22 protein-coding genes and 1 tRNA gene are annotated in these 24,773 nt (G+C 37.0%); 16 read left to right on the top strand and 7 right to left on the bottom strand.

Features of this window, described 5'->3' with window-relative positions; translation table 11 throughout:
* Positions 1-8 precede the first annotated feature (8 nt).
* The 3 genes from FLUTA_RS12835 to bioB form a co-directional block, all read right to left on the bottom strand.
* On the bottom strand, positions 9-200 hold the full coding sequence (locus tag FLUTA_RS12835) for a cold-shock protein (RefSeq protein ID WP_013687311.1): 192 nt from the start codon (positions 198-200) through the stop codon (positions 9-11).
* A 234-nt stretch (positions 201-434) separates the two neighbouring features.
* Positions 435-1,496: an aminotransferase class I/II-fold pyridoxal phosphate-dependent enzyme gene (locus FLUTA_RS12830; protein WP_013687310.1), complete on the bottom strand. Its 1,062-nt coding sequence runs from the start codon at positions 1,494-1,496 to the stop codon at positions 435-437.
* A 3-nt stretch (positions 1,497-1,499) separates the two neighbouring features.
* A complete protein-coding gene (bioB, locus tag FLUTA_RS12825; protein WP_013687309.1) occupies positions 1,500-2,594 on the bottom strand; it encodes a biotin synthase BioB in 1,095 nt (364 codons plus the stop codon).
* Positions 2,595-2,705: 111 nt separating this feature from the next.
* Between bioB and FLUTA_RS12820 the strand changes: the two genes are divergently transcribed.
* Positions 2,706-3,203 (top strand): GNAT family N-acetyltransferase, encoded by a 498-nt coding sequence (locus FLUTA_RS12820; protein WP_013687308.1) that lies wholly within the window; start codon positions 2,706-2,708, stop codon positions 3,201-3,203.
* Between the two features lie 111 nt (positions 3,204-3,314).
* Here FLUTA_RS12820 and ispF read toward each other — a convergent pair whose 3' ends face one another.
* The 3 genes from ispF to porU are packed head-to-tail and all read right to left on the bottom strand — an operon-like array spanning position 3,315 to position 8,999.
* Positions 3,315-3,791, bottom strand: a complete 477-nt coding sequence (ispF, locus tag FLUTA_RS12815) for a 2-C-methyl-D-erythritol 2,4-cyclodiphosphate synthase (RefSeq protein ID WP_013687307.1) — start codon at positions 3,789-3,791, stop codon at positions 3,315-3,317.
* On the bottom strand, positions 3,792-5,054 hold the full coding sequence (gene porV / locus FLUTA_RS12810) for a type IX secretion system outer membrane channel protein PorV (RefSeq protein ID WP_013687306.1): 1,263 nt from the start codon (positions 5,052-5,054) through the stop codon (positions 3,792-3,794).
* 60 nt (positions 5,055-5,114) lie between these two features.
* The gene (porU, locus tag FLUTA_RS12805; RefSeq protein ID WP_013687305.1) at positions 5,115-8,999 is read right to left on the bottom strand and encodes a type IX secretion system sortase PorU; all 3,885 of its coding nucleotides are present in this window, start codon (positions 8,997-8,999) and stop codon (positions 5,115-5,117) included.
* Between the two features lie 155 nt (positions 9,000-9,154).
* Here porU and FLUTA_RS12800 point away from each other — a divergent pair, with 155 nt between their 5' ends.
* The 3 genes from FLUTA_RS12800 (at position 9,155) to FLUTA_RS12790 (ending at position 13,561) form a co-directional block, all read left to right on the top strand.
* Positions 9,155-10,120 (top strand): PorP/SprF family type IX secretion system membrane protein, encoded by a 966-nt coding sequence (locus FLUTA_RS12800; protein WP_013687304.1) that lies wholly within the window; start codon positions 9,155-9,157, stop codon positions 10,118-10,120.
* Positions 10,121-10,181: 61 nt separating this feature from the next.
* On the top strand, positions 10,182-12,215 hold the full coding sequence (locus FLUTA_RS20850) for an SUMF1/EgtB/PvdO family nonheme iron enzyme (RefSeq protein WP_052301380.1): 2,034 nt from the start codon (positions 10,182-10,184) through the stop codon (positions 12,213-12,215).
* A 62-nt stretch (positions 12,216-12,277) separates the two neighbouring features.
* Positions 12,278-13,561 carry a UDP-N-acetylmuramoyl-tripeptide--D-alanyl-D-alanine ligase gene (locus FLUTA_RS12790; protein WP_013687302.1) on the top strand — a complete coding sequence of 428 codons (1,284 nt, stop codon included), beginning with the start codon at positions 12,278-12,280 and terminating at the stop codon, positions 13,559-13,561.
* Between the two features lie 90 nt (positions 13,562-13,651).
* Here FLUTA_RS12790 and FLUTA_RS12785 read toward each other — a convergent pair whose 3' ends face one another.
* The gene (locus tag FLUTA_RS12785) at positions 13,652-14,794 is read right to left on the bottom strand and encodes an acyl-CoA dehydrogenase (protein WP_013687301.1); all 1,143 of its coding nucleotides are present in this window, start codon (positions 14,792-14,794) and stop codon (positions 13,652-13,654) included.
* Between the two features lie 71 nt (positions 14,795-14,865).
* Here FLUTA_RS12785 and FLUTA_RS12780 point away from each other — a divergent pair, with 71 nt between their 5' ends.
* The 12 genes from FLUTA_RS12780 to FLUTA_RS12725 all read left to right on the top strand — a co-directional run bounded on the left by FLUTA_RS12780 (position 14,866) and on the right by FLUTA_RS12725 (position 24,678).
* A complete protein-coding gene (locus FLUTA_RS12780) occupies positions 14,866-15,936 on the top strand; it encodes an anhydro-N-acetylmuramic acid kinase (RefSeq protein ID WP_013687300.1) in 1,071 nt (356 codons plus the stop codon).
* 115 nt (positions 15,937-16,051) lie between these two features.
* On the top strand, positions 16,052-17,281 hold the full coding sequence (locus FLUTA_RS12775) for a Glu/Leu/Phe/Val dehydrogenase dimerization domain-containing protein (RefSeq protein ID WP_013687299.1): 1,230 nt from the start codon (positions 16,052-16,054) through the stop codon (positions 17,279-17,281).
* A 4-nt stretch (positions 17,282-17,285) separates the two neighbouring features.
* On the top strand, positions 17,286-18,488 hold the full coding sequence (gene nhaA / locus FLUTA_RS12770) for a Na+/H+ antiporter NhaA (RefSeq protein ID WP_013687298.1): 1,203 nt from the start codon (positions 17,286-17,288) through the stop codon (positions 18,486-18,488).
* A 174-nt stretch (positions 18,489-18,662) separates the two neighbouring features.
* Positions 18,663-19,397: a MotA/TolQ/ExbB proton channel family protein gene (locus FLUTA_RS12765; protein WP_148235440.1), complete on the top strand. Its 735-nt coding sequence runs from the start codon at positions 18,663-18,665 to the stop codon at positions 19,395-19,397.
* Complete coding sequence (locus tag FLUTA_RS12760) at positions 19,388-19,783, top strand: ExbD/TolR family protein (protein WP_013687296.1); 396 nt, start codon at positions 19,388-19,390, stop codon at positions 19,781-19,783. Before FLUTA_RS12765 ends, FLUTA_RS12760 begins: the two co-directional genes overlap by 10 nt.
* A 19-nt stretch (positions 19,784-19,802) precedes the next feature.
* Positions 19,803-20,549 carry a hypothetical protein gene (locus FLUTA_RS12755; protein ID WP_013687295.1) on the top strand — a complete coding sequence of 249 codons (747 nt, stop codon included), beginning with the start codon at positions 19,803-19,805 and terminating at the stop codon, positions 20,547-20,549.
* A 92-nt stretch (positions 20,550-20,641) separates the two neighbouring features.
* The gene (locus tag FLUTA_RS12750) at positions 20,642-21,415 is read left to right on the top strand and encodes a hypothetical protein (RefSeq protein WP_013687294.1); all 774 of its coding nucleotides are present in this window, start codon (positions 20,642-20,644) and stop codon (positions 21,413-21,415) included.
* Positions 21,416-21,491: 76 nt separating this feature from the next.
* A complete protein-coding gene (locus FLUTA_RS20845; protein ID WP_013687293.1) occupies positions 21,492-22,436 on the top strand; it encodes a hypothetical protein in 945 nt (314 codons plus the stop codon).
* 3 nt (positions 22,437-22,439) lie between these two features.
* Complete coding sequence (locus tag FLUTA_RS12740; RefSeq protein WP_013687292.1) at positions 22,440-23,687, top strand: bifunctional folylpolyglutamate synthase/dihydrofolate synthase; 1,248 nt, start codon at positions 22,440-22,442, stop codon at positions 23,685-23,687.
* 58 nt (positions 23,688-23,745) lie between these two features.
* Positions 23,746-23,820, top strand: a tRNA-Val gene (locus tag FLUTA_RS12735).
* Positions 23,791-24,150, top strand: a complete 360-nt coding sequence (locus tag FLUTA_RS12730) for a GIY-YIG nuclease family protein (RefSeq protein ID WP_148235439.1) — start codon at positions 23,791-23,793, stop codon at positions 24,148-24,150. Before FLUTA_RS12735 ends, FLUTA_RS12730 begins: the two co-directional genes overlap by 30 nt.
* Positions 24,151-24,417: 267 nt before the next feature.
* Entirely contained in the window at positions 24,418-24,678 is a 261-nt protein-coding gene (locus tag FLUTA_RS12725) for a hypothetical protein (RefSeq protein ID WP_148235438.1), read from the top strand.
* Positions 24,679-24,773 lie beyond the last annotated feature (95 nt).

The following is a 24,773-nucleotide window of genomic DNA, read 5'->3' as shown; positions in this document are numbered from 1 at the left end:
TAGTTATTCTAGTTTGCTAATGATACATTCACCGCATTCAAACCATTTCTTCCGTTTTCTGTATCGTAAGTTACATTGTCGTTTTCACGGATATCTTGGTTTAAACCTGTAGCATGTACAAATATATCTTGTTCGTTTTCTCCTTTAATAAATCCGAAGCCTTTTGCATCGTTGAAGAATTTTACTGTTCCTTTATTCATATTCTTTAATTTGCGGTTCGTTTTGAACCATGTAAACTATTCTTATCCGTACGCACTTCGCACGGAGTTTTTTACGGAAAATGTGAAATTAATTGAAGTGTAAATGTGACTTTACAATTTGATCGAGATAACAATCTTCTATTGAATGGATTAAAGGTACAACTAAATATCCGATGTTTCCTAATTTAATTTTATTTAACGGCTATTGTGATAAATACCTCCGTGAATTTGACCTCACTGTAACAAAGAAATCAGCTTTTCTATTTGTTCTTTCGTATTGAATGTGTGAATGCAAATACGTAAGCGTTGAGAACCAGTTGGAACGGTTGGTGGTAAAATAGCTTTGACAGCGAACCCAGCCTCTTGAAGTTGATGTGCTTTTTGAATACACAACTCTAACTCTGAAAACTCAACAATTTGGATTGGAGATTTATTCGAACTCAAAGTAGACTGAATTCCTTGAGAAAAATGAGCAATATTCAATCGCAATTGTTCTCGAAGAGAATCTTCTTTACTGAACTCGATTTGATGCAAAATGTGGGTGTAAAATCCTTCTGGAAGAGCTGTTGTGTAGATAAAAGAGCGTGCAAAGTTGATTAAAAATTGCCGCACCTCATCTGAGCAACAAACCACAGCACCATGCGCTCCATAAGCTTTTCCAAAAGTAAATAAACGAATGAAAACGGAATTTTCAATTCCAACTTCTTCACACAAACCTTTTCCTTCTGTTCCAAAAACACCACCTGAATGCGCTTCATCAACAATCAATAAAGCATCATACTCTTCACACAAACGATTAATCTCCAATAAAGACGCAAGATCTCCATCCATGCTATAAAGCGATTCTACAGCTACAAAAATGGTTCCTTCTGCCTTTTGAAGTCGCTTTTCTAAATCCTCAATATCATTATGCTTAAATGAAAACGAATGCGCAAAGCTCAAACGAATTCCATCACGAACAGATGCATGCACAAGTTCATCATAAATGATCGTATCTCCTTTTTGAGGAAGGGATGAGAACAATCCCACATTCGCATCGTATCCTGAATTAAAGATCAAAGCAGCATCAGACTCGAAATGAGTAGCGATGGCTTGTTCTACTTCTTCAACGACTGTTGAATTTCCAGAAATTAATCGGGAACCTGTACTTCCTTTCAATGCGAATACATGCGGAATTTGAGCCAAACCCAAATAATCGTTCGACCAAAAATCCACATGGTTTTCAAACGACAAAAGGGAGCGTAAACTCCCCTTTTCTTTTCTATCTTCTAAGCGTTTTTGAAACTTCGAATTCATTTCTTATGAAACAGTGACTTTTCTCGGAGCAAATCCAGCGGATGCAATTTTAGCTTCAGCCAATTCTTTCGCTCGTTGAGCTTCTTTTTCTTTTCTAGCTTCAATGATTGGATCTGGTTTCGAAACGGGTTGTTCACCATCTGCAAATGCTTCTTTGGGCATTAAACCTAAAATAGCAAACATCTCTTTGTCTTCATTGAATTCAGGATTCGGAGTTGTCAATAATTTATCTCCTGCGAAAATAGATCCTGCTCCTGCCATAAAGCACAAAGCCTGACCTTCCATAGTCATTTTTGTTCTACCAGCCGACAAACGAACTACGGCTTCTGGGAATGCCACACGCGTTGTTGCAACCATGCGAATCATTTCCCATTGTTCAATTGGTTTTTGATCTTCCAATGGAGTTCCTTCTACAGCAACCAAAGCATTGATAGGAATAGACTCCGGCGGTGTATCCATTTCCATATAGCTCATCAATAAACCAACACGGTCTTCAATTGCTTCGCCCATTCCGATAATTCCTCCAGAACAAACAGTCAAACCTGCTTTTTTTGCATTCCCAATGGTATTCAAACGATCTTCGTATTCACGAGTAGAAATAACATCTCCATAAAATTCTTTGGATGAATCCAAGTTGTGATTGTAAGCGAACAAACCTGCATTTTTCAAACGATGCGCTTGATTTTCATTCATCATTCCAAGCGTCGCACAAACTTCCATTCCAAGATCATTTACTGCTGCAACCATTTCGATTACATTGTCAAAATCTTTGTTATCGCGTACTTCTCTCCAGGCTGCTCCCATACACAAACGAGATGAACCATTTGCCTGTGCATTTTTAGCTTGTTCGATCACTGATTCGACCGTCATTAATTTGTGAGCTTCCACATCAGTGTGGTAACGAGCTGCTTGCGGACAATATCCACAATCTTCTGGGCAACCACCTGTTTTAATACTCAACAAAGAAGACATTTGAACTTCTCTTGGGTTGTGAAATTGACGGTGAACCGTTGCTGCTTCAAAAACTAATTCTAACAAAGGCTTATTGTACAATTCCAATAAACTTTCTTTCGTATTATATGCTGGATTTACTTTCATGTCTGAATTCTTGTGACCACAAATATACAAAGTCTACTGAAGGTGACAGTTACTTGGCTTTTGAAATTATGAACAGGAAACAATTATCTTTATAAGCATAAATATTCTTGCATGAATCAAAACCAAGTAAATATCCGGAAATACGAAGCTGCTGACCATAATGCGTGCATGGATGCTTTCAAGACGAATGTTCCTAAGTATTTCACATTGGAGGAAGTGAATGAATACGAGCAGTTTTTAGCGAAATTAGATAATCCTGAAGTTTTAGACAATCCGCTTTATTACGTCATGGAATTGGAAAACAAGTTTATCGGTTGTGGAGGAATTGGTGAAAAAGAAGGAATTGATGGAATCCCTTCAATTACTTTTGTTTGGGGAATGGTTCACAATGAATCCCACAAGAAAGGATTTGGCGAACAACTTTTACAATTTCGTCTCGGTGAAATTAAACTGCATTTCCCAACTAAAAAAGTCATTTTAGACACAACGCAATTTTCATACACATTCTTTGCTAAGTATGGATTTAAGACGTTGAAAATAACGGAGAATGGTTATGGTGAAGGAATGCATCGGTATGATATGGTTTTGGATGAAAGTTCAAAAAGTTAAAAGGGTTCAATCAGTTTAATAGAAATTGAGTCAACCGCGGCCGATAAAAAATTGAAAAATGTTTAAATCAAATTTTGAACATTTGAACATTTGAACATTTGAACATTTGAACTATTTAGACACCAAACAAACAGCATAAGCTTTCACAGCCTCTCCCGCTCCAAAGGAATCTACTTTTTCGTGGGTGGTTGCTTTGATAGAGACTCGATCTACTTCTACTTCTAAAATTTCAGCTAGAATCGTTTGAATTTCGGGTATATACGGATTGACTTTCGGCTTTTCTAGAATAACTGTTGCATCAATATTCACAACCCCAAACTGTTTTTCCTTGATTAGAGTCATTACATTCTTCAAAAGGATTTTGGAATCGATTCCTTTGTATTGTGGATCGGTATCTGAAAAATGAAATCCGATATCTCGCAAGTTCAAAGCTCCAAGCAAAGCGTCACAAATGGCATGAATCAATACATCTGCATCTGAATGGCCGACAGCCCCAAATGAAGAAGGGAGTTTTAAACCTCCCAACCAAAATTCGCGACCTTCTTCTAAGCGATGAACATCAACTCCAAAACCAATTCGGATATCCATCTATTCAGGAGTCTCCTTTGAATCGTTTGATTTTTCTCCTAAAGTAAAGCGAAGTGTAAAACGCATGGTATTTGCTAAAGGATTATTTCTTTTAAGCGATGCTAAGTATGAAAAGTCAAATGCAAATATATTGTATTTAAATCCAACTCCAACAGTAAAAAATTGGCGGCCTCCTTTAGAAATGTTCTCGTAAAAATAACCTCCACGAAGCGCAAAAATATCATTGTACCAATACTCCAATCCTGAACCAATCATAATTTCACGCATTTCTTCACCAAACTTAGATCCTTTTTTTACTTGAGCAGTTCCGTCTTCATTCAATACCGGATCTCCGTTATCATTCTTAATAATTCGACCCGGCGCATCATAAAAAGATTGAACCATTCCAACAACAACACCTACATTATTGTCTTTTCCTGAAATGAGTTTGCCTGTTAGATTATCTCTAATTGCAGGAGTGGGCACCAATAATTTAGACACATCAACACTGACTGTTAATTTGTTGTATTTATCAATCTTAGCAGTATACGCATTCCCAATTTTTAACGATGTTGGTAAAAAGTCTCTACGTGCATTTTCTGAGTACGCAACTTTATTTCCAACATTATTAATTGTTAAACCAAAGGAATAAATTCCATTCACCTTAAACCAATTAATATCCTCCGTTCTAAACGCGTAAGAAATATCAGCAATCCCAGCAATCGCGGCTTTAGTTGGAGCTCCTCCTGTTACCAAACCACCTGTCAAATTTGAATAAGCAAACTTCCCATTAATACCCACACTGTGTTTTTCAGCTAACTTAAAAGCATAAGCTAAAGTCAATTCAAACTCATTTGGTTTAAATTCACGGATGTAACCTCCAGCATTATCTGTAAATGTAATTTCACCTAAGCTGAAATAGCGCAAAGCCCCCCCAACAACATGACGATCTTTAATTCGGGCATACCCAGAAAGATAAGAAAGGTGCATATCACTAGTCAATTGTCTCAACCAAGGAGTGTAGCTAATACCTATTTCTGATTTAGATTCAGAAAAATTAAGCATTGCCGTATTCCAAAGGATGGACGATGAATTTGGACTTAAAGCTGTTCCCGCATCCCCCATTGCTCCAGAACGTGAATCTGGATTAATCCCTAAGAACGGTAAAGCTGTGGTGATTGTGTTTAATTGAATGTCATTTTGAGTAACGCCCTGACCACCACCTTGAGAAAATGATACAGAACTAACAAAAATGGATAAAATCAGTATTTTATAAGAAGACATGGAATTTTTTCAGTTTTAATTGTGACAAAAATACGTAAAACTTGGACTTTTATTGTGTAACTATTTCAAAAGGACTAATTTTTCCATCTTTTGGGCCTTTTTCCCGTCAGGCATCGTAACTTTTAATCGATATACATAAACCCCTTTCGCTAATTGATCCCCAAAATCATCTTTTCCATCCCAAGTAATTCCCTCCACTCGGAAACCATTTGTGGGTACAAATTGATTAATCGTTTTTACTAATCGACCAGAAACGGTGAAAATTTGTATTTGAGTTTCTAAAGATGCGCAGGATTGATTGTGCTCGAACATAAACATGGTATTCGTTGTAAATGGATTTGGATAATTCAATACGTGATCTAACTGAACATCTTTATCTTCCGTCACTACAAACTCCAATCTTGTCGTATTTGAATTGTTGTTCACATCCCATAATTTCACATCTAACGTATGGGTTCCTATACTCAAATTCCGAAGCGTATACTCCACTTTTCCATTTTGATAGCTGTCTAAATTGGATTTATAATATTCATTCAAAACGATTGGGCTTCCCGTATTTCCATCCAAAACTGCAGTTATATCATGACCAATTCCATTCCCTGCAGTATTTATTCCAAATTCATCATAAGCCTCTATGACTAATAAAGGATTTGAACTAGCGATACTTCCATCAACAAAAGAATCGTCGTTTAAATAAATTTTCAATTCAGGTCCCGTGTTATCAACTGGAGGATTCGGATTTATACCTCCAAGTATAAACGTAGTATCCCAGCCATCAGCATCTACCACCTTATTATCGGCATAATAACTAATTTTCCCTCTGCCGTAATTGAAATCAATATCTTTTGGCACAATAAATTCAAACTTAAAATCACCGTTTTGTACCGTTGCCTTTCCTTTATAGAGAGCACTTTTCTGAGTGGTAAACTCAATTACTGGAGAACCATCTTGCCCAGGTAAAATCGGATCATTTGCTAAGGTTTTAACTTTCTTTGGTTTATCAAAAATAGTTGGAGACAATACGCCGTTAAAAGCTGTTAATTTATTCCCGCTGTAATCTTCCAGATGTCCAACTACATGCATTTTAGTAAGTGCCTTCACTGTATCAGCTCCAGAAGTAATTGAAATGTGATTAATTGAATCCGTCACAACCCTCCACTTAGGCAAGCTGATTTTCAAGGCAGGATCACCAATTAAATTAAAACACCTTCTATTGTCAGATGAACCCGAAGAGTTTTTAGTTCTTCTCATTATTTCGCCAAAAGGTAAGGGGTCAAAATTGACATCTCTTTCAATCACATGTGTAAACAAGCTTGCTACGACCTGAGTATTAATTGAAACATAAACAGATCGTGTAGTTGTCATCAAAGATATAGAACCTCCTTTCGGATTCAGGGAGATTAACTCACCAATGGATTCTCTGGATGGATCATCAAACTTGGTAAACTCACAAGTAGCTGTAACAAATAATCCCATTCTGTTTAGATTGTTCCATGCGTTCACTTGTGGAATAGTAATGATTCGTTCCGAAGCAGCACCAACTTCTCCACCATGACCTATATAGTTGGTGATTAAACTACCTCTTTCCACTCTATCTGTAATCGCATTAAAAGCATCTGGATAACGATGCCCGCCAGTAGTAGCAACCTGTTTGTAGGCATCTGAATATATTTTTTCGCAATTCATTTCATTTGCCGAAGATTGAACTTGGATGAATGCTGGCTCAGCATCTTTTGTGATAAAATCCCCCAATTGTTCATCATCCGTAATCAAGGTATAAACCTGCCTCCAATCTCCAAACATAGTCGCCGCCTCACCAATACAACAACTATTCGGATCATTAGACGTTAATGGCGAATTAATTCCATTTCTCATATAATGCTCAATTTTATCTACTTGCGTTTGGGCATGATTGGCAGTTGAAACCAAAAGTCTCCCTACACCAATATCCATCAAATCCAATCCGCTTATTGATTCATTATCGTTTAATAATCCAAAATAATCATCCGAAACCAAGGCTGCAATGTGATTTTCAGAATTCAAAAACTCATAAGTAGGAATCATGTAATTGTTTCCAGCAACACGATTTTTCGGGTCATAAGTTGCATCACCAAATAAGCACAAATATTTTGGTTGCTTGGTTACATCACCATTTGCACGATCATAAAACATCTTTACAAATCGCCTGATTGCAGTTGCATCTTGATTCCCTGAAGAAAACTCGTTGTACACTTGTTCAATATCAACAACAGCAGTAGTCAAACCGTTATTCTGATGCAAGGAACCCAATCTCGCAGCCTGTCCAATGAATTGTTTTGGACTAATAATGATGTATTCATATTCACCTAAGGCATGTAAATTTTGGTTTTCAACCTCCTTCACAAAAGTGGGAACTCCCAAACTAGTTTGACTGAACGCTAAAAATTCTCTTAATGTATCTGTACTTTGCTTGAAAGAAAACAAACTTCCTGTCAAAGTTCCTAAAACAAGTCTTGGAGTTGTTCTAGAAGTAACATCCCAAACTTGGTGATTGGATGACATACCGCTAACATTGAACAAACTCACATTTCCTAAACCTACCGAGTTTACATCTCTAAAAAGCATTGCATCGCCAGTAACACTCAATAATCGTCTTCCGATTACTTTAATAAAATCCAAATACGCCTTAACAGATGGATTTGATCTATTGAATGTGTATACTAAATCAATTGCCGAAGAAGTTGGATTAACAGAGAAACTACTCCCTGTTCGAATATAATCTTCTCCTACAGAATTCAATTGTTTGTTCTCAACTTGATTCCCATTATAATTGACAATCATATAATTTAAGTTGGATCCATTGGAAGCAACAGCATACTCAACCTGTAGCGGAACACTTTGAATAACATTTGGAATCGTGAACTTAAAAGATTGGGTCAAGTTAGCATCAAACAATTCTCCATACCATCTTTGTCCACCTCTCACTATATTCACAGATTCATTTTCGTGAATATCATAGTATGTATAGGAATCAACCGTTTGATTTGAAGGTGCTGGTGATTCGGATAGATTTTGAATTCGCAATGGTACATCGGCAAAATCAATGTGAATAAAATAATGACTTACAGCACTATATATATGTTGATCTCTCTGATAAGCAGCTCCAACTCCACGCTTCCATGTATTGGGACCAGCCCCAAAAAACAAAAAATACTCATCAGTATCGAACGCTGAATCAGCATTACCAACAAATTGAATAGCATTCTTCATCAAATCATCCTTATAAGGATCACTATTCAATTCAGACAATCTTCCTTCTGCGTTTCCATATAAATTAATCGAAGTAGGATCTAAACTATCTACATCAAGCCCCATTTTCTTGAAGAAATCTTTATCTAGTTTATAAACACCATCACTCGGAACTGAAATTTTGAACCATTGACCAGAATTCAAGACCGAGTTTGCTACATAACTTTTTTCAAGATAGTTTGTAGAAACACTACCTCCAGTTGGCATCATCCGCAATTTATATGAAACAATTTTTTGAAATCCTGCAGCTGTTTGAATGTAAGGAACACATTTCGATTTCAAATAGGACACATCTCTCGCTTTTGAAACTTTCGCCTCAATTTGGGCAGTTTTTGGTAATTGTTGCTTTATAAAATTCAAATAATTGGCTTCATAGGCCTCAACATTTACAAACTGAACATCAAAAATTTCAACCTGAAACTGACCAGATTTAACTTTTTGCTGAAAAGAATGAATAGGCAATTGATTTTCAAAATCTTCTCCAACAACAAAAGGAACTTGAATAGAAGTGTTATTAATCGTCATTTGTTTAGACTCTAACCACTCAATTTGAACAGAAACATCCTGAGCTACAGAATAATGAGTCAAAACAACACATAAAATAGTCGTGTAAATAATGTTAAAAATGTAACTTGCCAGTGTTTTATCGTTTTTCATGGTACAAATTTCGAAAACTAGATGAATGTTCATTCAAACGTATGAATTCTTTTTTTATTTTTGTGTTTCGGCGATTTAGTTGTAACCATTGTATTTTTTTTTCGTAACATTGGCGAACCAATGCTACAAATTAGCTTGAAAATATTCTTAACCGAATGAGAAATATTAAACTATTAGCGTTTGTTGGATGTCTATTTGGCACGTGTCAATTATATGCGCAAGACCCAACTTTTACGCAGTTTTATGCGAATCCCTTATACTTGAATCCAGCATTCGCAGGTTCACATGGTTGTGCTCGTTTTTCTATGAATTATAGAAATGAGTGGCCAAGTCTTTCAGGGAACTATGTTACCTATAGCGCATCTTATGATCAACATTTCAAAAACATCTCTGGTGGAATTGGAATTTTAGCGACCCATGACATGCAGGGACAAGGTACAATCAACACATCTATGTTGGGCTTAATTTACTCTTACCACTTAAAAGTAAATAGAAAGTTCGCTATGCTTTTTGGAGCGCGAGCAGCCTGGTACCAAAAATTCTTAGATTGGGACAAATTGACTTTTGGAGATATGATTGACCCAAGAAGAGGTTTTATCTACCAAACAGGAGATCAAAGACGTGGAGGTTCAAAAGGATTCTTTGATGCATCAGCAGGGTTTGTTGGTTATTCGAAACACTTCTTCTTTGGAGGAGCAGTTCATCACTTAAACATGCCTAACGAATCTGTGATTATTGGTAATTCACCAATGCCTATGCGATTCACTGGACATATCGGTGCTGAGATTCCATTAGGAGGAAAGTCTAAATATCAGAATACGACTTCTATCATGCCAAATATTATTTATCAATACCAACAAGGTTTCCAAGAGATTAATATCGGTACATACATTAAATATGGTGCTTTTACTGCTGGTGCATGGTTCAGAAATCGGGATGCTTTCATCTTAACGATTGGTGTCAATACAGGGACATTTAGAATAGGATATAGTTATGATGTTACTGTTTCGAGATTAAACAATGGCGTTTCAGGAGGTTCACATGAAGTTTCACTAGGTATCTATACTAAATGTAAAACGAAAGGCAGTACCTTTAAAACAATCTCTTGTCCATCATTCTAATTTTTTTGTAACCTTTTGTTGATAATCCGTTTATAAGCTTAACTTTGGTATCCCAAAAAAAATGAAAAAACAAACCAAGCATATGAAAATGTTGCGTTTATTTATAGTAGCTGTTGCAGGAATCGCAATTGCTTCTTGTAGCCGAGATGTATCCTCATCAACTGGATGGGATTACAATAATGTAAAACAGGGAGGCTACCAAAAAGTTCCCTTCATAGATCAGGAGACTGGACCAGGATTAATTTTGGTTGAAGGTGGTACTTTCACCATGGGAATGGTAGAACAAGATGTGATGTTCGATTATAACAATCGTCCTGCACGTGTTACTGTCTCTTCATTCTATATGGATCAAACAGAAGTCACAAATTTCCAATGGGGAGAATATTTGTACTGGACAAAAAGATCTTATGAGAAGTACAATATGGTTTACCGAAATGCTTTACCAGACACTTTGGTATGGAGAAGTCCTTTAGCATTCATGGATAAGTTTGTAGATTACTACCTACGTCACCCAGCTTATAGAGATTATCCAGTAGTTGGAGTTTCATGGATTCAAGCAAATGATTTTTGTAAATGGCGTACTGACCGTGTGAATGAGTATATCTTAATTCGTGAAGGAGTTTTAGGATGGGATGTTGATGCAGCAGATGCAGAAACATTTAATACCGATTCATATTTAGTTGGTCAGTTCGAACAAGATGAGCAATTAGGAGGTGATAAACTAACAGATTTAGATCCTTCACACCGTGATGGTAAAAAACTAGGTAAACGAATCGTTCGTATGGAAGATGGAATTCTTCTTCCAAGATACCGTCTCCCAACTGAAGCTGAATGGGAATATGCATCTCTTGGATTAATTGGAAATTTATCTGAAGGAACAGAAGTGATTACAGAGCGTCGTCAATATCCTTGGAATGGCCACTTCGTTCGTCAAGACAACAAAGAGTTTACAGGAGCAATTCGTGCAAACTTTGTTAGAGGAAAAGGAGATTACATGGGGGTTGCTGGTCGTTTGAATGATGGAGCTGATGTTACTGCACCAGTTGAATCTTTCTGGCCAAATGACTATGGTTTATATCACATGGCAGGTAACGTTTCTGAGTGGGTTATGGATGTTTATCGTCCACTATCTTCTGAAGATTTCGAAGAATTCCGTCCTTTCCGTGGAAATGTTTTCCAAACAAAAGTATTGAATAATGATGGTGTTGTTGAGCAAAAAGACCAACAGGTAATGTATGATGTTCACGGTATGAAAGAATACTTGAATGCATTCGAGCGAGTTCGTTACCAACGTATTTCTGCTGCAAATCACTTACCTGGAGATTCTGTTATTTCAAACGGAATTCAAATGCACAATCAAGCTGAACACCGCACACAACGTGGTGTTGCTCCAGATCCTTACTTTGTTTCTCATGGTAAAAAGAAAGATTCAATCGAATTAGCACTAATCGCTGAGATAAACGCTGTTTTGGATAGAGCAATCGCTGATAAAAATGACAAATACGACATCGAAGCATCTTCATTAGTACAAGATGAAATTTTCGAAGGAATTTTTGCTGAACGTACAAGACAAGGTCGTGATGAAGAATACTCATTTGAAATCATTCCTATCTTACGTGAAGGTTTCAATCAATTCATCATCGGTACGCCAGGTAAATTGAAATACAGAAATGTAACTGAGGAAGAAAATATTGGGCGTCTAAACTACCGCAAAGATGATTATATCGATCATTTAGATGGAGATATCGAAAGCTCTATTTATTATGACAATGATGATCGTAAAAACGGAATTAATGAGGCAACTCGTGATCCTAACTTAATCATGTATCAAAATGAATTTGAAACGTATGATTTAACAGGAACTCCTATTAAACCAGAAGATAGAACATCTTGGCCAACAACATTAATCTCTGATAAATCTCGCGTTTACAAAGGAGGTTCTTGGAAAGATCGTGCTTACTGGTTAAATGCAGGTTCTAGAAGATTCTTAGACGAAGGTCAATCTACTTGTACAATCGGATTCAGATGTGCAATGGATAGAATTGGAAGCCCAGTTGGTCACAACTACGGTAAAAAGAAACAAAAGAAAAGATAATAATCAACTAATTGATTGAAACCCCGATCCCGTACAAACGGAATCGGGGTTTTTTATGAGATATGGAAGCACTATACAATCTATTTTTAGCGAGTACAGGTATTGAAACGGATACACGCAAAATTCAAAAGGGATCTTTATTCTTTTGTTTAAAAGGATTGAACTTTGATGGAAACAAATTTGCACAAGAAGCAATCCAGCAGGGAGCAATTGCAGCCGTTGTTGATAACCCTGAATATCACATTGAAGGAAAAACAATACTAGTAGACGACACCTTGCTTGCATTGCAAAATCTAGCAAAGCATCACAGATGTCAGTTTCAAATTCCCATTATTGGTATTACAGGAAGTAATGGAAAAACAACTTCAAAAGAATTGATTTCGGTAGTTTTATCCACACAATTACATGTTCACTTTACATCTGGCAATTTAAACAACCACATTGGAGTTCCGCTTACACTCCTCCAACTCAATACCACGCATGAAATTGCTGTGATCGAAATGGGAGCAAACAAACCAGGAGACATCAAAGAATTGGTTGAAATTGCTTTGCCAACTCACGGAATAATCACCAATATTGGAAGAGCACATTTAGAAGGTTTTAAATCTTTAGAAGGAGTCATAAAAACAAAAACAGAGCTATTTAATTTCCTAGCACAAAATAGAGGACACATCTTTGCTAATAAAGAAGATGAAACGATAACAAGTCACTTGCCTTCAAATACTCACAATCATTTCTACAACGATTCTAAGGAACTACATGGAGAATTAATAAGCTTGAATCCTTTCGTGAATATGACTTGGAGCGAGCCCAACTATACGAGTTCAGACATTCATACAAACTTGGTAGGCGAATACAATTTCATAAATTTCCTTGCTGCAATTCGAATTGGGCGGTTCTTCGGTATAAGCGCAGAAAACTGTAACAAGGCTATTTCCGACTATCAGCCAACAAACAATCGATCTCAGGTTACCAAAACAGAAAAGAACACACTGATTGTGGATTGCTACAATGCAAACCCAACAAGTATGCGCTCTGCCCTATCTAGTTTTGCAAAAATCGATAACCATGCAAAAATTTTCATTTTAGGAGATATGCGTGAAATGGGGGATGAAGCACCAGCGGTTCACGAAGAAGTTATCCAACAAACAATAGATTTGCGTCTAAGTGGATTTTTTATTGGAGAAGAGTTCTTGAAATTTAAAGGAACTCACCCAAATGCCATCTTTTTGAAATCAACCGATCCGTTGATTGAGCATTTTTCTCAAAATCCACCTGCTGATTTATTGATTCTATTGAAAGGATCCAGAGGAATTTCGTTGGAAAAGGTAATTCCATATTTATAAAAACATAGTACGGACGCGATGCATCGCGTCCCAACAAAAAAACGGGGCGAAAAATTTCGCCCCGTTTTTTTGTTATTGTAATGACCAATATTAATCAGCCAATATATTTCTTGAAATAACGATTTTCTGTACTTCAGTTGTTCCTTCATAAATTTGAGTAATTTTTGCATCACGCATCAAACGCTCAACATGGTACTCTTTTACGTAGCCATAACCTCCGTGGATTTGAACAGCTTCGACTGTTTGTTCCATTGCAACTTTCGAAGCATACAATTTCGCCATTGCAGAAGATTGATCAAAGTTTCTACCAGCATCTTTATCAGCCGCAGCACGGTAAACTAACAAACGAGCAGCTTCAATTTCTGTAGCCATGTCTGCAATTTTAAATGCAATTGCTTGGTGTTTGTAAATTTCTTTACCAAATGCTTTACGCTCTTTCGAATAAGCAGCCGCTAATTCAAAACCTCCAGCAGCAATACCTAATGCTTGAGCAGCAATACCGATACGACCTCCTGAAAGCGTTTTCATCGCGAATTTGAATCCAAATCCATCTTCACCAATACGGTTTGCTTTCGGAACTTTCACATCCTGAAACATCAGGGTGTGTGTATCACTTCCGCGAATACCCAATTTATCTTCTTTAGCTCCAACAATGAAACCTTCCATTCCTCTTTCAATAATCAAAGCATTGATTCCTCTATGCCCTAATTCAGCATTTGTTTGAGCAATTACAATATAAGTAGAAGCAGTCGAACCGTTTGTAATCCAGTTTTTTGTTCCATTTACAAGGTAATAATCACCCATGTCAATTGCTGTTGTGCGTTGTGAAGTCGCATCAGATCCAGCTTCTGGTTCAGACAAACAAAATGCGCCAATTTTCTCTCCTTTTGCAAGTGGAGTCAAAAATTTCACTTTTTGCTCTTCATTTCCAAATTTTTCCAATCCCCAACAAACCAATGAATTGTTTACAGACATACATACCGAAGTCGAAGCATCTACTTTGGAAATTTCTTCCATTGCTAATACGTAAGACATGGTATCCATACCGCCACCTCCGTATTTTGGATCAACCATCATACCTAAGAAACCTAATTCACCCAACTGTTTCATTTCTTCGACAGGAAATCTTTGTTCTCTATCGCGGTCAATTACCCCAGGTTTTAAAACGTTTTGAGCGAAATCACGCGCAGCTTCTTTTACTGCTTTCTGTTCTTCTGTCAATTCGAAATTCATCTATATCGTAGTTTATTTTATATTTGTTTAAGAAGACAAATGTACCGATAAAAACTTAATTTTCGTCTTTTATGAACTCATTCAAAATAATTGGCTTAATGTCAGGAACCTCTCTTGATGGAGTGGATATTACCTTTGCATCGTACACTAAAATTTCCGACAAGAACTGGGAGTTTAGCATCCAGGCTGCACACACTTTTCAATTCAATGAATTACTACTCTCGAGCCTGCATGAATCAACTAAGTTATCTGGCTCTCAATTAGCAACATTGGATCACGATTTAGGTGTTTTCTTAGCAGATTGCATCAATCAATTCATAACAACTAATTCCATTCAACGAGAGGAAATACATGCAATCGCATCACACGGACAAACCGTTTTTCATCAACCAACCAAAGGATTTACAACACAAATTGGTAATCCGGCTGTGATTGCTGTAAAAACAGGAATAAAAACAATTGGCGATTTTAGAACAAAAGATGTCTTGTTTGGCGGACAAGGAGCGCCTTTAGTTCCAATTGGAGATGTGTATTTGTTTGGATCAAAAGCAGATGGTTTTATCAATATTGGTGGTTTTGCAAATATCAGTTTTGAAGAAAAAGGAGTTGTTAGAGCCTACGATATTTGTCCAGCAAATCTGCCAATGAACAAATTAGCGCGTTCCAAGCAGTTGGAATACGATAAAAATGGCGATTTGGCTCGAGCAGGTGAATTAAATTATTTCCTACTCGATTTGTTGAATAGCTTGGACTACTACAAAGAGGAAGGACCAAAATCGTTGGGAACGGAGTGGTTGGAACAGCACTTCTACCCGCTTCTCAAATTCGACAAAGACATCGAAAACAACTTAGCAACAGTTGTAGAGCACATCGCAATTCAATTGGGAGAAATTTGCACTAAAAACAACTTGAAACGGGTAATGATAACTGGTGGAGGTGCAAAAAACACGTTCTTGATTGAACGATTCAAACGATATTATACGGGCGAAATTGTAACCGTCGACAATGAACTCATTGATTATAAGGAAGCTCTTATTTTCGGTCTTTTAGGTGCCCTCAATTTAAACAATGAACCAAATTGTTTATCAAGCGTTACTGGAGCTGACAAAAATGTAATTGGTGGTGTTCATCATTTACCTTAAAAACAAATCTATTGTGAGGAATAATCACAGAGATTACTACCTACTATCATTCTAAAAGAGCAATAATGCCTACTTTTACAACTCAATAATTATCGAATAATAGAATTTAACATATATGAAAGATTTACTTCACAAGTTTGAAAACAAACGCCCAGAGATCGTTTTTGAATGGAAAGACGCAGAAACAGAAGCAGAAGGATGGGTTGTCATTAACTCATTACGCGGAGGCGCTGCTGGTGGAGGAACTCGTATGCGCGTAGGTTTGGACAAACGTGAAGTAGAAAGTCTTGCAAAAACAATGGAAGTGAAATTTACAGTTGCTGGGCCTCCAATTGGTGGTGCAAAATCTGGAATCAACTTTGATCCAAAAGACCCACGTAAAGAGGGCGTTTTGAGACGTTGGTACGCAGCTGTTACACCACTTTTGAAACATTATTATGGAACTGGAGGAGATTTAAATGTTGATGAAATTCATGAAGTCATTCCAATTACGGAAGATTGTGGAATCTGGCATCCGCAGGAAGGTGTTTTCAATGGGCATTTCCAACCACGTGAAGCACAAAAAATTAACCGCATTGGTCAATTGAGACAAGGAGTTCTGAAAGTAATCGAAGACAAACAGTACAGTCCAAGTGTAGAAAAGAAATTTGTAATCGCTGATATGATTACTGGTTACGGTGTTGCTCAATCAGTTGCCCATTATTACGATATTTGGGGTGGTGATTTGAAAGATAAAAAAGTCATTGTTCAAGGTTGGGGAAATGTAGCTTCAGCTGGAGCCTATTATTTGGCTCAATCAGGTGCTAAAATCGTTGGTATTATTGACCGTGTTGGTGGCTTAATCAATGAAAATGGATTCTCTTTAGAAGAAATCAAACAATTGTTTTTGACAAAAAACGGAAACGAAATCATTCACCCAGACTTGAAGTCTTTTGATGAAATCAATGCAAAAATCTGGGATATTCAAGCTGATGTTTTTATTCCTTGCGCTGCTTCTCGCTTAATTACGCAAGAGCAAGTCGAACGTATGATTAAATCAGGTGTTCAAGTAATAGCTGCAGGAGCAAATGTTCCGTTTGCAGATAAAGAAATTTTCTTCGGACCAATTGCAGATTACGCAGATAATCACCTTTCAATTATTCCTGATTTTATTTCGAATTGTGGAATGGCACGTGTTTTTGCTTACTTGATGAGTAACGACTTGAAAGAATTGACTGACCAAGGTATTTTTGAGGACACAAGCAAAATTATTGGCGATGCTTTGAAGAAAACACATGCTTCCAATTCATCTAAAACGGGAATTGCAAAAGCTGCATTTGAAATTGCTCTGAATCAATTAGTATAAGAATATGGCAAGAAGCGCCTCAAAGAATCAAGTCTTTAAAAAATTCTTCGAGAGTGAGAAATCGAGTGGTTTAACGCTAATTGCATTTACCATTCTATCTCTTCTTTTGGCAAATTCTTCGATCAAAGATCAGTACACCGAATTTTGGGAAATGTCACTTGGTGGAATGACGATTGAGCACTGGGTCAATGATGGCTTGATGGCTATTTTCTTTTTATTGGTTGGCCTTGAATTGAAACGCGAATTTCTTGTTGGTGAACTTTCCTCCCTCAAAAAAGCAACACTTCCCATTTTTAGTGCTTTGGGAGGAATGCTTATTCCTGCTGGAATTTACATTTTCGTAAACCTTGGAAAACCAACCAGCATTGGATTTGGAATTCCAATGGCAACAGATATTGCATTTGCTTTAGGAGCACTTTCTCTTTTAGGAAACAAAGTGCCTCTTTCAATTAAGGTTTTCTTGACAGCACTTGCAGTGATTGATGATTTGGGAGCAATTGTGGTTATCGGCGTTTTCTATACAAAAACTATTTTCTGGCTAAACTTCGGCATTGCACTAGGTATCTTTGTTGGATTATTAGTGTTTAACAAACTGAAAGTAACTTCCCTTTGGGTTTATATTCCTTTGGGAATCGTTATGTGGTATTTCATGCACCATTCAGGAATTCATGCTACCATAACTGGAGTACTTCTAGCATTAGCAATTCCCGCATTTGGCAAATCAGCCAATGCCATTTCTCCATCACATCGTCTGCAAGAAGCATTACACTACCCTGTTCCCTTCTTTATCTTGCCTTTATTTGCTTTGGTAAATACAGCAATCGAAATTGGTCCAACTTGGGATACCGCATTGCTTCATAATGCCAGTTTAGGAATAATCATAGGGCTAGTTCTTGGGAAACCGATCGGAATATTTCTGTTTACGTGGATTTCTATTCGATTTAACTTTGCTGAAAAACCACTAGGCACGACTTGGAGTCAATTATTTGGAGTCGGAATTCTTGGCGGAATTGGATTTACGATGTCTATTTTCGTGACGATTCTTGCTTTTTCGGAGAAAGAAATCATCAATGATTCGAAGTTTGCAATTCTTATTTCTTCATTATTAGCTGGATTAATCGGGTATATTTGGTTGAAAGCTAGTTTTAAAGATCGCTCAAGAAGAATCAAAACTCAGAAAAAAGCGACCGCTAAACACGCGAATTAAGATTGTAGTTGTAACCAAAACATCATCAGTCACTTATTCAAAGTATACACGCGAATTTCAAAAATCCAATCCCTATAAACAAAATACTGTGAATATCTCTTGAGATTAAGGGGGAAAACAGCTTTTATTGGGCGTATTTTTGGAAATTGATTCATGTATTCATTTATAGACCAGATGAGAAAAGCAGCAATATTTACACTTTTATTTTTAGCAACTCCACTAATAAGCTTAGCACAAGTTGTTGAAAACACGGCGCAAAACGCTGAAAAAGCAGTTCCCGGCGAAAAAATCACTGCATTAGATTTCGTAATGAAAGGCGGGGTTTTTATCATCCCAATTATCATTTTGTTATTCTATACCCTGTATGTAATTATTGAGCGATTCCGATATATTCGTCGTATGTCTGTATACAATGCAAATTTGTTGAATGACATTCGAATGAACTTGGAGAAAGGAAATATTCAAGATGCATTGAATACCGTCCAACGCGATCAAAGTGCTTATGGATCTGTTGTTGCAGAAGGAATTCAAACCATTGGAAGACCAGTTTCTGAAATCGAATCCAACATGGACAAGGTGGCCAATATTGAAATTGGTAAGATGGAAAAAGGAATGGGTGTTCTTGGATTAATTGCTGGTATCGCACCAACATTTGGATTTATTGGTACTATTGCGGGGGTAATTAAAATATTCTACAACATCTCGATTTCTGAAAATGTGAGTATCGGAAATATCTCAGGAGGTTTATACGAGAAAATGATTAGTTCTGGAGCTGGTTTGACAGTTGGTATCATTGCCTATTCTGCGTATCACATTTTAAACGCAATGATTGATAACTACACCTTAAAAATTCAGTCTACGAACTTAGGATTTATTAATATCATTCAACGTCCAGGGAAATGGCAATAAAACGCAAAAAACGATTTCATGCGGGGGTTGAATCCTCTTCCATGAGTGATATCATGTTCTTTTTGCTTTTGTTCTTTTTGATTATTTCAACATTAGCAAACCCGAACGTGATTCAAGTTCCGCTTCCAGACGCGAAGGATACTGGTCAAACAAATGTTCAACATCTAACGTTGACTGTAACTAGTGACAAGAAATATTACTTGGACAAAGAAGAAGTAACTCCAGAAAACCTAGAGGTTCGCCTATTGCAAGAAACAAAATTGCGAAAAGATGAAACCGTAGTGATACGTCCTGCGTATGACCTAGATGTTCAGGAATTGATAGACTTGTTACAACTTGGATTGAAGCATCAATTGAAGTTTGTAATAGCTACCAAAGCTGGCTAATTCATTAAATTCAAGAACTATGAAGGTTAGTTTAGAATCAGAAAAAACTTACGAAGTAAAAGACCGTAAAGTTGCGGGAATCATTTCCGCATCTGCTTTTCTAGTTCTATTAACCATTCTTTGTTTCATTGGATACCGGTTTTCGAATCCTATCATTCCAAAGCAGGCCTTATATGATGAATTAACTTTAATTCCGCTCGACCCACAACTTTTGCAACAAGGTCTCGGAGGAAGTCAATCTGGAACTCCTGCAAAAGTAAAAGCAACAGAAACGACTCCTTTACAAGTGGAACAGATTCTAACGCAACAGAGTAGTAATTCATCTGTTAAGTTGGGTAGTTCTAGTATTACGAATACAACTACTCCGAATAACAATCCCGCAAGTGCGCAACATACAAGTGATAATCCGTTTGCAACAGGTGGAATCAATGATGGAAACTACCGCGGAAATAGTACCGATGCGATTCGGGATAATCAAAATGACAATCCTAAAACGGAAGAAAAAGTAAAACGAAACTTGGTTTCTTTTCCCAATACACATACTATTCAATCAAATGACAACTGTAAAATTGTCTTATCTGTTTTAGTAGATCCAAACGGAAACATTGTTGAAAATCCAACTCTCATAAAAGGCAATTCTACGACGAATGATGTGTCCTTAATTAATCAGGTGATTAGTGCAGTAAAGAATCAAGCTCAATTTAACACGGTGAACACGACTAAGAATACAAAAGAGGTGATTACCATTCGAATTACAGCAAACTAGTTTTCGCTAAAAGTTATTAAAAAATGAACGTTTCCCGATTTGAGTGGTAAATTGTAATTACTAACAAGTTCGAAAAATATAGAATTAAGACCATGGAAGAATTTGCTTTTGAAACAGTAAAGGCCGAAGAGATTAAAGATCGAAAAGTAGCGGGAATCATTGCAGCATCTGCATTTGTTACGCTATTAGCGATTCTTCATTTCTTAGGATATCGAATCCCAACTCCCCCACTTCCCGAGCAATTATTGTATCAGGACATGGAGATGGAATTAATCCCTCTTGAATTGGAAGAACTTCCCAAAGGTTTAGGCGGTGGCGGATCAGGAACTCCAGCAAAAGTTGAAAAGGCTGAAACAACTCCGCCTCAAACGGAACAAATCCTGACTCAATCAAAAAGCACTACGAGTGTGAAATCGGGAAATTCCAATATGAACAACACAAAAACTCCTACCGACAATCCTCCAAGTGGAAAAAACACCAGCGATAATCCGTTTGGAACTGGTGGAAGCGGCGGCGGAGAAGGAAGTGGAAACGGCAAGGGTATTGGAAATGATGACGGCAATGGAACTGGACCTGGTTCTGGAGGCGATGGTTCTGGAGGAAATGTAAAACGATTTTTGGTAGAACAACCGAATACAACAAACATCAAATCCAATGAGCCTTGTAAGATTATTTTATCCGTATTGGTTGATCCAAATGGAAATATCATTGGAAAACCAACGTTCGTAAAAGCTTCTTCTACTACAAATGATATGGTTTTAATTAATCAAGTTATTCGAGTAGTTCAAAACGAAGCGCGTTTCAACAAGGCCAATACAACAAAAAATATGAAGGAAGCAATCACAATACGCATTGTAGCCAACTAGTTTTCGTTAAAAGTCCTTTAAAAAATTAATTGTTCATTTTTTACTTGTAGCTTTAAAGTGGTTTACAAAGAGGTTTATGGCATTCGTTTATATTCTATTTCTTCTCATCATTGTTTTTTCGCTTTATCAATATATTGAGAATAGTGAATGGGAAGAATTTCGCACAAATAATCTGAAAGCAATCTTTGCCAATCGTAATAAACGATACGGTGCCTATCAAATAAGAACCCGTGAATCTGCTGTTTTAATGTACATCATTCTAGCATTTGTCCTTGCTGGTGCACTTTCAATTTACGCGAAAACAATTTACAACAATTACGAAGGTCTCAATTCTATGACCTTTAGCGAAGTTTCTGATACCACTCAATTTTCCTTGAATAATCAAAATGTGGAAGAAACTCCTCCAAGTCAATTCAACTTCAATGGCAATAATGGAGACGGAATGCCAGAAGCAAAGGATGGTGGAGAAAGAGCGGAAGAAAATCCAGAAACAACGGAAAATTCTTCTGAACCTCAGACAAAGCCAGAAAAGACCAAACCAAAAACCCCTGAAGAATCCATTCAAGATTTTGAGAAGCAACAATTCAATATGACTGGTGGAGCTGCTGAGCGAGAAAAGATTCAAAAAGAAATGGATCAACGCAAAAAAGAGCGCGAGGAGAAGAAAAAGCAGCAACAGAAACAAGAAGGCGGGCAAGGAGGAAATATAGGTTCAAATACTGGAACACAAGGTAAAACACTGGCTGAATGGAACATGAATGGCAGAAAACCGCATCAAAATAATCCGGATTACATTAAGATTCCAGGTTACATGTGTGGGAAAGGTGTGAACGAAAAAATTGTCGTGAAGGTGAAAGTCAATTCCAATGGCGATGTATATTGGGCGCAATCTCAAGCACCTGAAGGTTCAAATCCATGTTGTGTAGACCAAGCAATCAATTACGCCAAGAAATCGCGTTTCGAGTTCTCTCAAAAAACCATCGAAGAAGGAACTATTACGTATTATTTCAAGTCTCAATAGATCATGAATTACTCAGAAACTATCGATTGGTTGTTTCAGCAATTTCCCGCTTATCATAACCTTGGAGCTCAAGCATACAACCCTGGACTTAAAAACATCGAAGAACTCAGTGCCTTTTTTAACCATCCAGAAGAAAAATTGAGATTCATTCATGTAGGTGGAACAAATGGAAAAGGTTCTGTTTCCAATATGCTAGCTTCGATTCTTACCGAAAGCGGAGAAACAGTTGGATTGTTTACTTCCCCTCACCTATTCGACTTCACAGAACGCATTCGAATCAATGGAAATCCAATTGATAATCAATTTGTGATTGATTTTTGCGAAAAAGTTCAAAATCATAGTTGGAGTATTGAACCATCCTTCTTTGAAATAACTTGGATGATGGCACTGGATTACTTTCATCAAAATAACTGTTCGATTGTGATTGCAGAAGTTGGTTTAGGTGGCCGGCTAGATGCCACCAATATCATTCAACCCATTATTTCAGTAATCACCAACATTGGATTAGATCACATCAACATCCTTGGCGACACCAGAACTAAAATTGCCTTTGAAAAAGCTGGAATCATCAAACAAAATATACCCGTTGTGATTGGCGAAGTAGATTCCGAAACCTTTCCAGTTTTTGAAGCTACAGCAAATGAACGAAATTCGAGAATCATCATCCCACTTCATCAAGACAGTTCACTTCCAAAAGGAATTATTGGCTATCAAATAGGCAATTATTCGATTGTTTCAGCCGTCTGTGATTATTTAGAAGAACAAGGTTTTTCATGCAATCAGCCAATCCGTGAAAACGGAATTCTGAACTTAAAAGCAAATACAGGCTTCTTTGGTCGGATGGAAATAATTAATCACTCTCCTCTAACCATTGTGGACTGCGCGCACAACGCAGAGGGCATTCATGTACTCATGAAATCCATTCAAGAAGTAAACAAAGGAAGACTTCATTGCATCTATGGAACCAGTTCGGATAAAAATTTGGAGACAATCATCCATGAACTACCCGCAGAAGCAGCTTATTATTTCACCACTTTTGAAAATCCGAGAAGTCTTTCATTCGAAGAATTGACTCAAAAAATGACTCCTCGCATAAAAAAAGCTACTTTTTTTGATTCTCCCATCAAAGCCTTAAAAAAAGCGCAAGAAACTGTAAACAAATCGGATACGATTCTGATTTTCGGGTCGTTCTTTTTAGTTCATGATTTTTTTGAACTTTTTTTTGAAAAAGGGCTTGCAGAAAAGAAATAATGCCTTATATTTGCACTCGCGTTTGAGGAACAACGGTAACTCAGAAAACGTTAAGCACGGGAGATTAGCTCAGTTGGTTCAGAGCGCCTGCCTTACAAGCAGGATGTCGGGGGTTCGAATCCCTCATTTCCCACTTGAAAGAAAAAGCCTTGCAAATTTTGCGAGGCTTTTTCTTTTTAATACTTCACCATTCATTTTCTACACTTACATCCTATATTCATCATCGAAAGATAAATTCTATATCGGAAGTTCTGAAAATCCTCCAGAAAGACTAAAAAAACACAATAACAAGAACAAAGGGTTTACAAATCAAACCCATGATTGGAAAATTGTTTTTACACAAGGATTTGATACACGTGCAGAAGCAATGGCATTCGAAAAGAAAATCAAAAACTGGAAATCTAGAAGTATGATTCAAAAGCTCATTGATTCTCTTGGTTCAGAGTGTCCCGATATGCTGTAGCAATCGGGAATGTCGGGGGTTCGAATCCCTCATTTCCCACTTGAAAATAAAAGCCTTGCAAATTTTGCGAGGCTTTTATTTTTTTTCTAATAGTTCGGCGCCAATGAAGGTAGTTTAATTTGAAAAAGACTATAACGCTTTTTACCATTTATGAATACCTTTATCAAGTTCAAAATTATTTCTGTTCAATCTATGAAATTACTGATACTATCAATGAGCCTATTCTCACTTTTTTCTTTCAAAAAACAAAAGCAAAATGATTTTCTAATGATTGTAGACGACGGATTTACACTTTCAGATGGGAAAATTGTAATTACTGGACAAATACAAACAGGCAAGATTTCCGTTGGTGATAAAATCACTTTCAGTTATAAGGAAGATGTTTATGAACTGAAGGTTGAATTTCTGGAAATTTTCGGCCAATCTCCAGAAACCAAAACTGCTTATGCTTCACAGTATTTAGGAATTCATGTTTCGGGAGTTCCAAAATACTACTTTTATCACGGACAGGAGCTGAGAAAGAAATAATTCTAAAATCCCCAAGGGTTTTCAACAAAAGCCTGACGTATCTATCAAATTTCCATTACACCATTCTTATATTTAGAATATTCATTAAATTTAGT

This window comes from Fluviicola taffensis DSM 16823, from assembly GCF_000194605.1.
GTDB classification, from domain to species: Bacteria; Bacteroidota; Bacteroidia; order Flavobacteriales_D; family Crocinitomicaceae; genus Fluviicola; species Fluviicola taffensis.
The sequence above is the reverse complement of the archived record's forward strand: the minus strand, read 5'-3'. Positions and strand labels throughout refer to the sequence as shown.

What these genes read in the sequence shown, in the direction of transcription:
- FLUTA_RS12835 (WP_013687311.1), bottom strand. Translation starts at nt 200, where the DNA reads ATGAATAAAGGAACAGTAAAATTCTTCAACGATGCAAAAGGCTTCGGA.
- FLUTA_RS12830 (WP_013687310.1), bottom strand. Translation starts at nt 1,496, where the DNA reads ATGAATTCGAAGTTTCAAAAACGCTTAGAAGATAGAAAAGAAAAGGGG.
- bioB (WP_013687309.1), bottom strand. Translation starts at nt 2,594, where the DNA reads ATGAAAGTAAATCCAGCATATAATACGAAAGAAAGTTTATTGGAATTG.
- FLUTA_RS12820 (WP_013687308.1), top strand. Translation starts at nt 2,706, where the DNA reads ATGAATCAAAACCAAGTAAATATCCGGAAATACGAAGCTGCTGACCAT.
- ispF (WP_013687307.1), bottom strand. Translation starts at nt 3,791, where the DNA reads ATGGATATCCGAATTGGTTTTGGAGTTGATGTTCATCGCTTAGAAGAA.
- porV (WP_013687306.1), bottom strand. Translation starts at nt 5,054, where the DNA reads ATGTCTTCTTATAAAATACTGATTTTATCCATTTTTGTTAGTTCTGTA.
- porU (WP_013687305.1), bottom strand. Translation starts at nt 8,999, where the DNA reads ATGAAAAACGATAAAACACTGGCAAGTTACATTTTTAACATTATTTAC.
- FLUTA_RS12800 (WP_013687304.1), top strand. Translation starts at nt 9,155, where the DNA reads ATGAGAAATATTAAACTATTAGCGTTTGTTGGATGTCTATTTGGCACG.
- FLUTA_RS20850 (WP_052301380.1), top strand. Translation starts at nt 10,182, where the DNA reads ATGAAAAAACAAACCAAGCATATGAAAATGTTGCGTTTATTTATAGTA.
- FLUTA_RS12790 (WP_013687302.1), top strand. Translation starts at nt 12,278, where the DNA reads ATGGAAGCACTATACAATCTATTTTTAGCGAGTACAGGTATTGAAACG.
- FLUTA_RS12785 (WP_013687301.1), bottom strand. Translation starts at nt 14,794, where the DNA reads ATGAATTTCGAATTGACAGAAGAACAGAAAGCAGTAAAAGAAGCTGCG.
- FLUTA_RS12780 (WP_013687300.1), top strand. Translation starts at nt 14,866, where the DNA reads ATGAACTCATTCAAAATAATTGGCTTAATGTCAGGAACCTCTCTTGAT.
- FLUTA_RS12775 (WP_013687299.1), top strand. Translation starts at nt 16,052, where the DNA reads ATGAAAGATTTACTTCACAAGTTTGAAAACAAACGCCCAGAGATCGTT.
- nhaA (WP_013687298.1), top strand. Translation starts at nt 17,286, where the DNA reads ATGGCAAGAAGCGCCTCAAAGAATCAAGTCTTTAAAAAATTCTTCGAG.
- FLUTA_RS12765 (WP_148235440.1), top strand. Translation starts at nt 18,663, where the DNA reads ATGAGAAAAGCAGCAATATTTACACTTTTATTTTTAGCAACTCCACTA.
- FLUTA_RS12760 (WP_013687296.1), top strand. Translation starts at nt 19,388, where the DNA reads ATGGCAATAAAACGCAAAAAACGATTTCATGCGGGGGTTGAATCCTCT.
- FLUTA_RS12755 (WP_013687295.1), top strand. Translation starts at nt 19,803, where the DNA reads ATGAAGGTTAGTTTAGAATCAGAAAAAACTTACGAAGTAAAAGACCGT.
- FLUTA_RS12750 (WP_013687294.1), top strand. Translation starts at nt 20,642, where the DNA reads ATGGAAGAATTTGCTTTTGAAACAGTAAAGGCCGAAGAGATTAAAGAT.
- FLUTA_RS20845 (WP_013687293.1), top strand. Translation starts at nt 21,492, where the DNA reads ATGGCATTCGTTTATATTCTATTTCTTCTCATCATTGTTTTTTCGCTT.
- FLUTA_RS12740 (WP_013687292.1), top strand. Translation starts at nt 22,440, where the DNA reads ATGAATTACTCAGAAACTATCGATTGGTTGTTTCAGCAATTTCCCGCT.
- FLUTA_RS12730 (WP_148235439.1), top strand. Translation starts at nt 23,791, where the DNA reads ATGTCGGGGGTTCGAATCCCTCATTTCCCACTTGAAAGAAAAAGCCTT.
- FLUTA_RS12725 (WP_148235438.1), top strand. Translation starts at nt 24,418, where the DNA reads ATGATTGTAGACGACGGATTTACACTTTCAGATGGGAAAATTGTAATT.